This window comes from uncultured Acinetobacter sp., assembly GCF_947624825.1.
Taxonomy (GTDB): Bacteria; Pseudomonadota; Gammaproteobacteria; order Pseudomonadales; family Moraxellaceae; genus Acinetobacter.
The window spans coordinates 24,186-38,413 of the sequence record NZ_CANQLZ010000010.1 but is presented as its reverse complement, the minus strand read 5'-3'; the positions used below and the strand labels follow the sequence as shown (position 1 = coordinate 38,413).

General features: G+C 35.1%; 12 protein-coding genes. All 12 read right to left on the bottom strand.

All coding sequences use genetic code 11. The features are described 5' to 3' along the window. Positions 1–244 precede the first annotated feature (244 nt). On the bottom strand, positions 245–1,270 hold the full coding sequence (gene galE, locus Q0017_RS03870) for a UDP-glucose 4-epimerase GalE (RefSeq protein WP_298142949.1): 1,026 nt from the start codon (positions 1,268–1,270) through the stop codon (positions 245–247). Between the two features lie 8 nt (positions 1,271–1,278). After that, complete coding sequence (locus Q0017_RS03865; protein ID WP_298142947.1) at positions 1,279–3,153, bottom strand: nucleoside-diphosphate sugar epimerase/dehydratase; 1,875 nt, start codon at positions 3,151–3,153, stop codon at positions 1,279–1,281. A gap of 111 nt (positions 3,154–3,264) precedes the next feature. Beyond that, positions 3,265–4,434, bottom strand: coding sequence for a DegT/DnrJ/EryC1/StrS aminotransferase family protein (locus tag Q0017_RS03860; protein ID WP_298142944.1), 1,170 nt, complete (start codon positions 4,432–4,434; stop codon positions 3,265–3,267). Between the two features lie 30 nt (positions 4,435–4,464). After that, complete coding sequence (locus Q0017_RS03855) at positions 4,465–5,121, bottom strand: NeuD/PglB/VioB family sugar acetyltransferase (RefSeq protein ID WP_298142942.1); 657 nt, start codon at positions 5,119–5,121, stop codon at positions 4,465–4,467. Continuing rightward, positions 5,114–5,722, bottom strand: a complete 609-nt coding sequence (locus Q0017_RS03850; RefSeq protein WP_298142937.1) for a sugar transferase — start codon at positions 5,720–5,722, stop codon at positions 5,114–5,116. Before Q0017_RS03850 ends, Q0017_RS03855 begins: the two co-directional genes overlap by 8 nt. Continuing rightward, a complete protein-coding gene (locus Q0017_RS03845; protein ID WP_298142934.1) occupies positions 5,723–6,865 on the bottom strand; it encodes a glycosyltransferase family 4 protein in 1,143 nt (380 codons plus the stop codon). It lies immediately after the preceding gene. Beyond that, positions 6,862–8,001, bottom strand: a complete 1,140-nt coding sequence (locus Q0017_RS03840) for a hypothetical protein (protein WP_298142930.1) — start codon at positions 7,999–8,001, stop codon at positions 6,862–6,864. The genes Q0017_RS03845 and Q0017_RS03840 overlap by 4 nt, the downstream gene beginning before the upstream one ends. Position 8,002: 1 nt before the next feature. After that, positions 8,003–9,352: a phenylacetate--CoA ligase family protein gene (locus Q0017_RS03835; RefSeq protein ID WP_298142928.1), complete on the bottom strand. Its 1,350-nt coding sequence runs from the start codon at positions 9,350–9,352 to the stop codon at positions 8,003–8,005. Positions 9,353–9,372: 20 nt separating this feature from the next. Then, positions 9,373–10,479, bottom strand: coding sequence for a glycosyltransferase (locus Q0017_RS03830; protein WP_298142925.1), 1,107 nt, complete (start codon positions 10,477–10,479; stop codon positions 9,373–9,375). 9 nt (positions 10,480–10,488) lie between these two features. After that, positions 10,489–11,565, bottom strand: a complete 1,077-nt coding sequence (locus Q0017_RS03825; protein ID WP_298142922.1) for a glycosyltransferase — start codon at positions 11,563–11,565, stop codon at positions 10,489–10,491. A gap of 88 nt (positions 11,566–11,653) precedes the next feature. Further along, positions 11,654–12,856, bottom strand: a complete 1,203-nt coding sequence (locus Q0017_RS03820; RefSeq protein WP_298142920.1) for a polysaccharide pyruvyl transferase family protein — start codon at positions 12,854–12,856, stop codon at positions 11,654–11,656. Continuing rightward, a complete protein-coding gene (locus Q0017_RS03815; protein ID WP_298142918.1) occupies positions 12,853–14,169 on the bottom strand; it encodes a polysaccharide biosynthesis C-terminal domain-containing protein in 1,317 nt (438 codons plus the stop codon). Before Q0017_RS03815 ends, Q0017_RS03820 begins: the two co-directional genes overlap by 4 nt. Positions 14,170–14,228 lie beyond the last annotated feature (59 nt).

The window sequence follows — 14,228 nt, the reverse complement described above, 5'->3', positions numbered from 1 at the left end:
TGAGGCATTCAAACAAGTAATTTTTAGTTTAAATAATTCGCAGATCATTAGCCTCCCCCTTCAATCATATTATCCCAGCCTAACTCAAGTAGGTGCTAATCCACCCTATAACGAATATGCTTGGGTATTTTTACACTTTATGTAGTAGCCTCCAATTAAAAAGGACACTCAAAATTTAAAGCTAAACCAAGCCGATATTGATGAACTTACCCAATTATTTAAATTATTGATCTATGTTTGATAATTATGATGGTTCACGATATCCATTGGGATTGTTTTTTTGCCAATTCCAGCTATCGCGTAACATATCGGATAATCCAAATTTCGGTTGCCAACCTAGCTCGCTGACTGCTTTGCTATTATCTGCAAAACAAGTTGCGATATCACCATCACGCCGTGGCGCAAACTCATAATTGACTTTTACACCATTCACTTGCTCAAAGGCAGCAATGACTTCTAATACCGATACGCCTTTTCCAGTACCAATATTCCACGCATCGCAACCGGTTTGTTTTAAACGATATTGTAGCGCTGCTAAGTGTGCACTGGCTAAGTCAACAACATGAATATAATCACGTACACCCGTGCCATCTATAGTGGCATAATCATTACCAAAAATAGCCAATTTCTCTCTTAAACCTACCGCAACTTGGGTCACATATGGCATGAGATTATTAGGAGTCCCTTGCGGATCTTCACCAATTTGACCACTGTGATGTGCACCTACAGGGTTAAAATAACGCAATAAAGCAATGGACCAACGTGGCTCACTGAAAGCTAATTTTTGTAGCAGTTGCTCAACAATCAGTTTGGTATAACCATAGTTATTGGTGGTATTGCCCGTAGACATGCTTTCATTCAGCGGTGATTGATGCTGCTCACCATAAACGGTAGCAGATGAACTAAAGACTAAATTAAAAACCTGTGCCTTTTGCATTGCATTCAATAAAGTCACTGAACCTGAAATATTATTGTCAAAATATTCAAGTGGCTTGGTCTGACTCTCACCTACCGCTTTTAAACCCGCAAAATGAATGACGGCATCAATTTGATAGTCATTAAAAATTTGATCAAGCAGATAACTATCGCGAATATCACCCTCAATAAACGTCAGCACTTTATTCGCAAGGCGTTGTACACGATGAAGCGCTTCAATCGAACTATTGGCTAGATTATCTAAGACGACAACCTGATAATCTTGCTCTAACAGTTGTAAACAAGTGTGTGAGCCAATATAACCTGCTCCACCTGTAACTAAAATTGTACTCATATTGACCCTTAATTGACTCTAATCTCTTTGCCACGTTGATAACCATCAACATAATGCTCAAGCTGAGTAAGTGCCCATTGAATATCATCATCTACTGCAGTTAACTGATTTAAACGTTCAAATACAACGAGTAACTCATCTAAAGGATACTGTTTTTCAAATGAACGTAAAATTCGGCTGTGTTCAGTAATTTCGGTATCTTCCTGATCGATCAATAGCTCTTCATAGAGTTTTTCACCCGGACGTAAACCTGAATATTCAATTGCAATATCACCGCTCATACTGCCCTCTTCACGCACTTTTAAACCACTTAAAGCAATCATTTGGCGTGCTAGATCTTGAATACGCACAGGCTCACCCATGTCTAATAAAAATACATCACCGCCCGTACCCAAAGCACCCGCTTGAATCACCAACTGTGATGCTTCAGGAATAGTCATAAAGTAACGCGTCACATCTGGATGCGTCACAGTAATTGGGCCACCTTTGGCAATTTGCTGCTTAAATAATGGCACGACCGAACCTGATGAGCCGAGTACATTGCCAAAACGCACAATACTAATCTGCGTTTTTTGTTGTGCCGCTGCCATAGCCTGACAATAGAGCTCTGCCATACGTTTGGATGCACCCATCACATTGGTTGGACGCACAGCTTTATCGGTGGAAATGAGTACAAAAGTTTCTACACCTTTTTTAACCGCAGCATTTACGCTAAATGCCGTACCTACTGAGTTATTTTGTAAACCTGCAATAGGGTTACATTCCACCAAGGGTACATGCTTATAAGCTGCCGCATGGTAAACCGTTTGCACTGCATACTGTTCAATCACACGTTCTAATTTAGCTTGCTCAAGCACAGAGCCTAAAACCGGAATAATCTCAATTTGGGTATTTAAACCTAATTCTTTGTCGATACTATATAGCGCAAATTCAGTTAATTCATAGATAATTAACTGTTTAGGCTGGTTTTTAATAATTTGACGACACAGTTCTGAACCGATAGAACCACCCGCGCCTGTGACCATCACCACTTTATTTTTAATATTCTTAGTCAGCAAATGCTGTACTGGTGGCACAGGATCACGACCAAGTAAATCAATAATATCCACTTCTTGAATATCAGAGATACGAATTTCACCATCTACCAATTTGGTTAAACCTGGAATTTCGGTAATTTTGATATGTGCTGGTTCTAAAAATTTTACAATTTCACTTTTACGCACCCGACTAACCGAAGGTAGTGCAATTAAAATTTCATCAATATTTTGTTTTTCAAACTGTGCTAAAGCATCTTTAGGCGCATAAACACGTAAACCACCAATCATTTGACGTGCTAAAGATGGATTATCATCTAAGAAAAATACGGCCGTATGCTCATCAGAACGCTGTAGAGTTGCGGCAACTTGCTGACCTGCATAGCCTGCACCGTAAATAGCCACACGTTTACGCAAGGTATTACTATGCGTATAAGCGCGCACCAAAAAGCGAATGACACCGCGGCTCAACCAAATCCAAGCAAACATCATAAAACCAAACATCAATGGAATTGAAGTTGGAATAAAAGCATGGCTTAGATAAGCTAAAACAAATAAGCTAATCACCGCTAAACCCGTAGCCAAGGCTAAACGGGTAATAAATGCTTCGTTAAAGCTCCGTACAATAAAACGATAAATACCACAGATAGCCAAAGCAGACACTGCAAGTCCACTTACCCAACCTGAACCCAAAGCAAGGTTAGGTACGACTTCTGCCCCTAAGTTAAACGCTCTTAATGCATAACATAGCCAAATTAATACTGGAAAAATAGCTAAATCTAATAAAATTAAAAATAATTGTTTTGCTAAGCGTGGCGATTCTACCAAACGAATAATGATGGACTTCACAGAATTTTTCTACTCAATGCGGTGCATAAAAATTATAAGTCTTGCAACTTATGGATATAGCAAAATTTTAAATTAGGTCAGGTCTTACCTGACCCTATTGTTATATTGGATTTAGATACGAGCAATCACTTCATGAATTGCAGCTAAGGTTTTATCCATACTGTCAGTGCTTAAAGTTGGATGTACCAAGAACATTAAACTGCTTTCACCCAATTGTTGTGCATTGGCTAAACGCTGGGCTGGACGCCATGGTGTATCATCAAAAGCATGTTCTAAATACACTTCTGAGCATGAACCACTAAAGCATGGCACACCCAGTGCATTGATTTCCGCCATAATACGATCACGCGACCAACCTTGTGGCAATTGTTCAATATTCACTTGAACATAGCATTTATATGCTGCATGTTCATACTGCTCTGAAGGCTGATGCACCGTAAAATATGGGCTATCGGCAAATGCTGCATAGATGGTTTGCATATTGGCATTACGCTGAGCTGTCCATTCTGGCATTTGCTTTAACTGTAAACGACCAATGACCGCTTGCATTTCCATCATACGCCAGTTGGTACCAAACGAGTCATGCAACCAACGGAAACCCGGTGGGTGTTGTTTGTTGTAAATGCTGTCAAAGTTTTTACCATGGTCTTTATATGACCACATTTTTTTCCATAGGCTTTCATCATTGGTGGTGACCATGCCACCCTCGCCACCCGTGGTCATAATTTTGTCTTGGCAAAATGACCATGCTGCAATATGACCAATAGAACCCGCAGATTTACCTTTGTATTTAGCACCATGCGCTTGGGCACAGTCTTCAATCACATAAAGACCTTTTTCTTGCGCCAATTGCATAATTGGATCCATATCACACATCCAACCTGCCAAATGCACACAAATAATGGCTTTGGTATTTGGCGTTAATACTGCTTCAATAGTGCGACGTGAAATGTTTTGTGAATCCAGCTCTACATCGGCAAAAATTGGATTTGCGCCTGCGGTTACAATTGAACTTGCCGAAGCTAAAAAGGTACGTGAGGTAACAATCACGTCATCACCTGCACCCACACCTAATGCTTTTAAAGCCACATCTAATGCAACAGTACCATTGGCAAGTGCCACTGCATATTGAGTCTCGGCAAATTGTGCAAACTCTTTTTCAAACTCACGGCACTCTTGTCCCGTCCAATAATTAACTTTATTAGAGAGTAAAACTTGAGATACAGCATTAGCCTCTTGTTGACTAAAGCTTGGCCATGGTTCAAATGCAGTGTTTAACATGATGGTTCCTAAAATATTTAAAAGCTAAATTTATTTTTTCTCTAAAATTCGTGCGGGGTTACCCACAACAGTCACGCCTGCGGGTACGCTTTTGGTCACCACTGCGCCCATACCTACAATGGCGCCTTTACCAATGACTAAAGGTTTGTCTGGTGTACCTTGTTTAATCACGGCACCAGTACCAATATAGGCATGATCTTGAATATGAATATTGCCATTACATTTTACCCCTGGGGCAAAGGTAACATAATCACCAATGACACAGTCATGCTCAACATAGCTGTATAAGTTAGCGTGAAAACATTTACCAATTTTAATATTTGAAGTCACTGTAACAAATGGACTTAATGCCGCCCCTTCAGCAATATCTATATTATCCATAAAGATCACGTTATCCGCTGAGATTGACCACAGAAAAATATTATCTTGAGCGAGTTTATTGGCAATTTTTTCACGGACAGCACTATTAGCAATCGCAATTTGTACGTACTTATGGGCAGCGGGTTGGCTTAGAAATTGTTGATAGTTCATTGCACGATGACCATTGACCAAAGTGATTTCTGTTAATGCATCATCAATAAATACAATTTCAGCATTATTGTTTTCACGCAGCAATTGTTGCCGCGCAACTGGTATAAGGCTACGCCCACAACCTGAAGCTCCATAAATGGCGTATAGCTTAGTCATGTTTGGAATCCGGTGTCCCTGTAAACTTGGTCATAGTTGCCTCACCTTCGGCACTAATATCATCTTTAGCAATGACTTTATGTATGGTTTTAAACATGATTTTAAAATCAAGCCATGTAGAACGATTTTCGACATACCAGGTATCAAGTTTAAATTTTTCTTCCCAGCTAATGGCATTACGACCATTGACCTGAGCATGCCCTGTCATACCGGGGCGTACATTATGACGTTTGGCTTGTTCTGTATTATATAAAGGTAAATATTCCATAAGTAATGGACGCGGCCCAACTACGCTCATATCACCTTTAATCACATTCCAAAGCTCTGGCATTTCATCTAAGCTTGTTGCACGTAGCATTTTGCCAAATGGGGTTAAACGCTCACTATCTGGCAAGGGGTTACCCTGCTCGTCCACAGCATCTTTCATGGTGCGGAACTTGATCATTTCAAAGGGCTTGCCATGTAACCCGGGACGCACCTGGCGAAACAAGACCGGAGAGCCCAGATTTTTTTTCACTTTGTAAGCAACAAAGGCATAAAGTGGTGAAAGTAGGATCAGGGCGATGGAAGCAATGATAATATCGAGAAGGCGTTTTAGCATTTAGATCAAACCCATTTCTTGCATCATATGTGTGTTTACCTGATGTACATCGTATTTATGAAGTGCGATTTCTCGGGAGCGACTTCCCATTTTAGCGATAAGCTCTGGTTGAACAATCAGTTTCTCCATTGCTTTTACTAAACTTTCCACGGATTTTACTTCAACCAGAAAGCCGTTATCGCCATCGGTAACAGTTTCACGACAACCTGGTGCATCCGTGGTTATAATTGCCCGGCCCATTGCCATGGCTTCTAAAACTGTACGGGGTGTGCCTTCACGATACGATGGCAACACATACACCGAGCTTTCTGCAATTGCAGGGCGAACATCGGATAGTTTCCCCCAGTAGTTTAATGTGTTACTGGCCATCCATTGATCCAATTCTTGCTGGCGAATGGCCGAAGGATTTTCATCAATCCAGCCCACCAGATTAAATTCTACATGCGGATATTTATGTTTGATAATTTTTGCTGCTTCGGCATATTCACGGACACCTTTATCTACCAGTAAACGCGCAATCAGCAAGAAGGATATTTTAATTTCTTGATCAGCCGTTACAGGTAAAGGTAATACATTAAAGTCGGCAACATTAACCCCGGAACCGTTCACTACCACTGTAGGTGTTTGAGCATTTAAAAGCTTTAAATCCTGAAAAAGTTTTAAGTCATCCGGGTTTTGAAAAAATGCCTTATGACTGCGCGATAATGCCTGCTGGTATAAACCATGAACCAGTTTCTGGAAAATACTACGCTTAGTCTGAGTTTCTACATTTTGAAATGCATAACCTAAACCTGTAATTAAGGCATACCGATTTGGTACTCTTGCCAGCCACGCTGCGAGTGTTCCATAGATCACCGGCTTGATCGTATAAGATAGAACATAATCAGGTTTTATTTTTTTTATAAGCGTGTACATGCTCCCTAAAGTTTTTAAGTCTGCTACCGGGTTGGTACCTGTACGCTGCATGGAAACTTCATGTACGTAATAACCTAAACCTAGTAGTTTTTCATGCTCGGCAGGAAAAGAAGCCAAATCAGGGGCAATAATGTGGATTTCATAGCCTTGCTGATGGATGGCTTCGAGTAACTTTCCACGGAAATTTAATACTGAAGGTAAAAAACTAGATATTATTAAGAATTTCATTTTTTAGTACTATTCGTATGCTGAGATTGTTTGTAACGATAGAAAGCATAAACTAATAAATAAATTAAAATTGGCATAAACATCCATTTTTGACGAGTAGCAATACCTAAATTTGCTGTAGTAATTGCTAACATACTACATGTCAAAAATGCATAAATTAATAACCAGGTATTTTTACCCTCTACAAAATAATTTAGTCTAAACTTATTTTTAAACAAGACATATAAAAATAATATTAACAGTATAGTATTTTCAATACTGGTAAATAAAGCTAATGCACTATGAGCATCAAAAGGTAAAGGTCTAAATACATAAGTAAATATTTGTACAGGATAACTCATGGATTGTAAATCTATAGAAGAACCTCCACTTTGGTTATAGTTTTGACGCTGATCAACATAACTATTAACACTATCAATAGATGCTTCATCCAAACCTACATACTTCTGTACAAAACTAGAAGAAAAGATAATTGCAGAAAAAATAATTGGCAATGTTATAAACTTAACTAACAAATGGGCTCTAGAACGAATAATAAAATAAATTACAAATGAAACAATCATCATGAGTGCAATATGAGGCCGTACCATAAACATCGCAAAAAAAGATAATGGTAAGAAAATATATAGCTTTTTATTGGTAGTGATTGTATATAAAAACAAACAGACAGCAAAAAATGAAATAGAATCTTTACCTAATCCAGAACTCCAAAAACTCATAGATGGGATAAATAATAAAAATACCCAATACCAAGAAATTTTAGTAAGAATTTTTTTAAGAGAAAGATACAATAGAACAAGCCCTAAAGTACCAAAAAAGCCAAAATAGAGAGTTGTATTTAGATAGTTTGCATCTATTCCTTTAGAAAAAAGAGAAGAAAAATAATAAATAAAAGATGACCCTGGATAAAAGGTCAAGCCGTCTTCTGTCGAACGCCGATAATAAACCACAGCATCAGCGGCATTCGATAGTGTAAAAAAATAATAAAATATTGAGAAAAAAGTATGCCAAAAGAAAAGCGAGATAATAATAACAATATCTTTTTTTTGCTTACAACCTGAAATAAAAATAATTAAAAAACTTAAAATTAGTATAACTACGAATAACATTATTTGATAATAATCAATACTTAACATACTACTTACCAATTAAGTTCTTAACAATTCTAAATTTACCACTTTTTTCTCTTTCAATGGCTTCAACATATACAATATCTAATTCAATCTCATCCCCAATTCTTTCACGCAGTGAAGAAATGAAATTTAACTCTTGTTTTTTATTAAAATCTTTACTTGCTACAATTCTGACTTCAAGATGATCAATTTTATCTTGAATTAACTGAAAACAGACTATACCTGTAGTATCTTTAGTCGAATTACTGATATTGCCTAGGTTAACTTTACCGTGGGTGGGGGAAAGAATATAATCGTTTGTACGCCCTTCAATACGCTCAACTAAAGGAAAAATAGAACCACAATCACATTTTTTTGAGTTATCAGCCAAAGTGATTGAATCCCCAATTCTATATCTTATGAGTGGAGTTCCATGAGTAGTGAAAGAAGTCACTAACATCTGTCCAGATTGAGCAGGGCTTAAATCTTCATCGACAACTTCAAAGATGCCAGTTAAAGGATGAATATGTAAATGGCCTTTACTACATTCTAAAATAAAAGGTGCACCTTCTGAAGATGCATATTGATCTACCAGTTTACAACCCAGTATTTCGGATATTACTTCTCGATGTTCTGGTAAAACAGTTTCTGCTGTCGGGAAAAAAACTTTTGCTTTCCCTTTATATTTTAATCCCCTATCTCGAGCAATTTGACAAATCTCGAAAACACTAGAGGGAAAACCTACTAGAAATTCAGGCTGGAATTCATTTAAGGATTTCCAATAAACATCAAAGTTCTTTTCATTAATTAAGAAAGTAGAATAAAATCTGATTTTATTCACGAAATCATAATGAGAACAAATTCCCCTATCTATATCCTTTTGAGTAATAAGATTTTTACCAGAGAACCAAGCTGTTTTCTTACCCAGCTCATAACCATGCTGTGCACGAAAGTGATCCAAAATTGCAAATCTTTCTTGCATATCTTTTTTTGTATAAATTACTTTCATAGAGGCACCTGTAGTACCTCCTGTCAAACTAACAATACCTTCTGACTCACTTATTGTTTTTATCTTATCTAAATTATTAATTATATCTATTTTTTCAAGAGGATGAACTTGTTCAAAACCTTCCGAATTTTGACATTTATACCATTCTGATTTAGACAGAACATATGTAAAAAAATCTTCTTTCTTTTTAAGAATTTCATTATTTAAATCTTGCTGATTTAAATAATCTACTTTTCTATAAAATTTACGAAAGTAAGCATAATGGTCACCATGTCGTATCTTATATTGGTAAACGTTAAACAAAGTCACAGCAATATTTTGTACTAGATACGGACTTAATCTGATTAGACTTTCCTTCAAAGACATAATAATATACCTAAAACTGATTAATATAATTTCTCAAAATCTGAAACAATTTTTTCCAGAGAATATTTTTCAATAACCTCTAATCTTGCTGTATCTCCAACTTTTTTTAGATTATAGCCTTCTTTACTTAGTATATTAACCTCTATTGATTTAGCTATTTCATTAAATGTAAAACCATTGATATGATAACCACAGTTACCTAATATTTCTCTCGCATCCCCTGCATCTGTAGTTAAACATATTCTTTTAGTTGCCATCGCCTCTCCTAATACATTAGGAAATCCTTCAGTTATTGAAGATAGACAAAATACATCAATCGCATTATAAAACTTTTCTGGCTGATCAATTTCACCTACTAACTTAAAATTCTCTTTATCACCAACCAATTTCTTAATTTCAAGATTATTTAATGATATATCTCGTCCTGCCATAATAACATCAAAATCATAACCTTTATCTAGCAATAGTAAGCATGCTTTTATAAAATTCACTTGATTTTTTGCTGGAGTAAATCTACCAATATTTCCTATGACTAACTTATTATGCTGAATCTTCAATTCATCTCTATATCTATAACGTAATTCATTATCAACATTAAATCGGCGTATATCGAATCCATTAGGAATCACCAACATTTTCTCTTCGCAATAACCAACATTTCCATGTACAGTTTTTGCTTTACTAGCTACACATATTATTTTTTTTGGAATTTTATCAGATAGTAATGCACATGCTTTACGGATAGCTTTCTTTATAATCCCACTATTACTATCTAGCTCAGTATTACGAATACCCCAAATAACATTATTAATGCCCACACTTTTAGCAGCTAGACCACCTATTAAATCGGAATGATACATCCATGTTTGAACTACGTCTGATTTATTTTTTTTTAATATCTTTTTTAAAGAAATATATACTCTTAATAAGTCAAGACTAGACTTCATATTTAATATGTGTACAGGAATACCAGCTTGCTTCAGATCAAAGCCCAAAGTACCTAAGTCTGTAAGTGATATCACCTCATGTTTAAATTTCCCCTTAGCTTGACTAGTTAAAACCAACCTTTTTAGCATGAGTTCTGCACCACCAACATTTAAACCTATAATAATATGTGTAATCTTCATAATTAAGTCTTACATAACCTTTTCATAGGATTTAAAAATAACTGATTCAGAGAAGTCGCTAGATCTATTTAAAATATCTTCTTTATTAAATCTATTCGGGTTAGATAATAAATTATGAATTTCTTCAGATAAAGCTTTTGGATCATCTCTAGGTACTAAAACTCCAAACCTACCATCTTGTAAAATTTCTCTAGGTCCCACACAATCAGTAGATACGATATTTAAACCATAAGCCATAGCTTCTACAATCGCATTCCCAAAACCTTCACGTTCTGAAGATGATACAAATAGATCACAGGAATTGATCCAAACAAATGGATCTTTAACGAAGCCTGGCAAAATAACTTTATCCGTAAGCTTATTATCAATTATATAAGTCTCTAATAATTTTCTTTCTTTACCCTCACCTAATATTACTAATCCTAAATTATCATTTTCTAAATTTCTGAATGCTTTTAATAGATTAATGTAGTTTTTTTCTTTCTCCAATCTACCAATTGATAAAATAACTTTATGTTTTTTATTTTTAAAAAAATTATTAAAGTTTATTCTTAGCTCTGTTTTCACATTCGGATATACGGGATTATTGATAACAATAATCTTATTAGGATTAATATTTAGTGTTTTAGAAAGATCATCTTTAACACCTTTAGAAACTGCTACGATGTGGTCTGCTTGACTATAAAAAAAACTAAAAATGAACTTATATAGTTTTTTATTTAAAATAAAAGCATCAGAAATCGTACTATGTTCACTGATTATTAAGTTACAAGGATGTCTGCTAATTTTTTTAGCGAGAGCAACTGCTACATTCACATGACTTAATGCAGAAAAGATTACATCTGGCTTATTTAATCTAATCCAATTAGATAATGGTAATATACCTTTTAATACTCTATTTTGGTTAAGATTTACTATCTTAACTTTTTTATCAATAAACTCCCAATAGACACCTTCAGAGCGTAAAACAACTAAGAAAACTTCGGTATTTTCTTTCTTTGATAAAAAGTTAGCCAAAAGAGCTACAACTTTTTCTGCTCCCCCACCACCTAAAGAAGGAATAAAAAGACAATACTTTTTTTTCATCAATATATCTCACACTTAAATAGTTCGTAGTTTAAATTTTGGAAATCAAACTAAATTTCGGTTAAACCATTAAAAAAGCTATTAATAATTAAATCATCGCTTTTAAACATTCATCCACATTTTCTTTTACTTTACTTTCTAGTTCCCAACTAGAAATTGATAAAATCTTCGAATACTCAAATGATTTTTCTACTTTATTCCAAGGATTTTGATCCTTTAAAATACTAGAATCAATAACAATATCAGCACCTCCTATAGCGTTCCAAACATCGGGTATTTTCTGATCCCAAGCTAATGTTGCTACATTTTTTCCAAAAGCTTGTGCAATTATCCCAGCATGCATACGCATCGCAACTAAATAATCAACCATATGAATTTGCTTATAAAGTTCATTCGGTTGCTCCGGCCTATCAAATAGAGTTACATCAATATTACTCGCTAATAGAGATTGATAGACCATCTTTGCTTGTTCATGATCACCTGGATTACCATTAGTCATAATAGCAATTTTCATACCTGCATTAACGGCACCTTGTGCAAGTCTTTTCCAAAACAGCAAATATTCTGCTTCATTCATATCTTTTAAAGAAGAATCAAATTTTTTAAAAAAAGATAATGGTATTACATTAAAACCACAGAGGATATTTTGACTTAAAGTAATATTATTTAGCACTGGTTTTTTCAAAGCAAATGCCAAATCAGGATATACTTGTAATGAGATATTGTTATCAAGATAAGATTGCATTTTTTTTGCGGAACCGTTATCGCGAAAAGAAACATATTTAGCATTATTTAATATATTATTATATATCTTTCTTGCATAACTTCCAATATTATCACCCACCCCACATCCTACTATAGCAAACGGTTTATTATTTCTCTGAGCTATCTCTACAATTTTATTTAACTTTGGGTAAAAAAATGAGGTATTATCAGTTATTAATTGTCCTCCTCCAATAATCACTCCATCAGAATTTTTAATAAGACTTTCCCAGTATTGATCTGATTTTTCCTTAATTAAAAAATACCATAAAACTCGAGATATTAAATATTGAGTCAATTTAATGTTTTTCACAGTTTTTGGTAATCCTCTATTCCATTTTTTTTTATTTTTAGAAGATAAGGAAACATCCTTATTACTATTAGGTAAATTTTTTCTAAAGGAGATATCCAGGGGAATAACATTAATATCTTTTGATTTCAAAATTTTGCTAAGACTATCAAATATAGCGTAATCACCTAGATTTGAACTAAAAACCTCACCAGCAACTACTATTCTTTTTTTACTCATATATATTTTCTCCAAAAAAGCCAAATAAATGTACTATCAATTCCTATTTGATGTCGTATCGCCACCCACAAGTATAAATTCCATACAACAATTGATATTGATGCACTAATAGCAGCACCATCAATACCCATCTTAGGTATTAAAATTAAGTTTAAAATAGTATTAATAATAGCTGACCAAAACATACCCTTAATAACGAATTTTTCATTACCAGACATAGTTAAAATAGAAATTGAAGAGCCAAAAAAGGCATTTATTGCTTGACCAATAGCAATGATATAAAGTGCTCGATGACCTATAATAAACTCATTTCCAAAAACCAACTCAAGTATTCCTGAACCCCAAAAAAATAAAATAGGAACTAAAGGTAATGTAAAAAAGAAACTGACTAATGACCCAATAGAGGCTATTTTCTGTGCTTCCAAATAATTTTTTTTGGCAAAAGCACTAGCTAATCGCGGTGTAATGACTGTACTTACAATCTGCAAGCCAAATAGTGCTAAAGATGCACCTGATACTACAACCTTATATACACCAACATCTTTAATTGAGGCCAAAAGGCCTAACATTAGGATATCAATTTGACCACTTATTGATTGCATTCCTGTCATCACCGCTAAAGGTATGACTGTTAAAAACCAAGTACGTCCATGAATAACTGGTTGAACCTTTTGTAATTCTTTAGGTTTTGCTCTAATTAACAAGCATGCTCCAACAATAAAAGCTATTATTGCTGCAAAAAGGTGGAAACTCATCGCAACATTAGGACTTAGTTCAATATTTAAGATAACTGCGATTAGAAGAAAAAATGTTAAGCATAAAGGACGTATCAATCCTTCTGGTAGCTGCCCTTGTATTATAAAGCCCAGCCCCCTTAAAGCAGCTCCGCGTACATTTCCCATTGCCACCAAGAGCGACATAACAAGCCCAAGAGCGAATATTTCAAACCCACCAGAAATATCGTTAAAAAAAGTCTTATGTACAAAAAAAGCTAAAGTACAAATAAATAAAGAAAAAATAATTAACATAGAGCCCGCCCATACCCAAATGCCTTTCATTTGAGTCCAGTCACTTAAGGCTTTTGCTTTTGCAGTTTCTCTTAAAACCAATGTAGGCATTCCTGCCTGAGCCGGTAATGCCAAAATACTTACTAATGCAAATATATACGAATATATGCCAAAACCTTCAACTCCGAGTGTTCTAGCCAACAAGACAGAGCTTGCAAAAGTTGTACCCACGGCTAATATACGGAATAAAAAAGTTCCAAAAAACACCCTAAACAGTCCTGAATTTAATATCTTAGTGATATTCATAATAAAAGTTCAATCACTTTTAAAAAACCTTATATTTCATGGACTTCATCTTATATAAT

Bases quoted from the DNA above. Each gene is read 5' to 3' on its own strand.
- galE (WP_298142949.1), bottom strand. From the start codon at position 1,270: ATGAGTACAATTTTAGTTACAGGTGGAGCAGGTTATATTGGCTCACAC.
- Q0017_RS03860 (WP_298142944.1), bottom strand. From the start codon at position 4,434: ATGTTAAACACTGCATTTGAACCATGGCCAAGCTTTAGTCAACAAGAG.
- Q0017_RS03855 (WP_298142942.1), bottom strand. From the start codon at position 5,121: ATGACTAAGCTATACGCCATTTATGGAGCTTCAGGTTGTGGGCGTAGC.
- Q0017_RS03850 (WP_298142937.1), bottom strand. From the start codon at position 5,722: ATGCTAAAACGCCTTCTCGATATTATCATTGCTTCCATCGCCCTGATC.
- Q0017_RS03845 (WP_298142934.1), bottom strand. From the start codon at position 6,865: ATGAAATTCTTAATAATATCTAGTTTTTTACCTTCAGTATTAAATTTC.
- Q0017_RS03840 (WP_298142930.1), bottom strand. From the start codon at position 8,001: ATGTTAAGTATTGATTATTATCAAATAATGTTATTCGTAGTTATACTA.
- Q0017_RS03835 (WP_298142928.1), bottom strand. From the start codon at position 9,352: ATGTCTTTGAAGGAAAGTCTAATCAGATTAAGTCCGTATCTAGTACAA.
- Q0017_RS03830 (WP_298142925.1), bottom strand. From the start codon at position 10,479: ATGAAGATTACACATATTATTATAGGTTTAAATGTTGGTGGTGCAGAA.
- Q0017_RS03825 (WP_298142922.1), bottom strand. From the start codon at position 11,565: ATGAAAAAAAAGTATTGTCTTTTTATTCCTTCTTTAGGTGGTGGGGGA.
- Q0017_RS03820 (WP_298142920.1), bottom strand. From the start codon at position 12,856: ATGAGTAAAAAAAGAATAGTAGTTGCTGGTGAGGTTTTTAGTTCAAAT.
- Q0017_RS03815 (WP_298142918.1), bottom strand. From the start codon at position 14,169: ATGAATATCACTAAGATATTAAATTCAGGACTGTTTAGGGTGTTTTTT.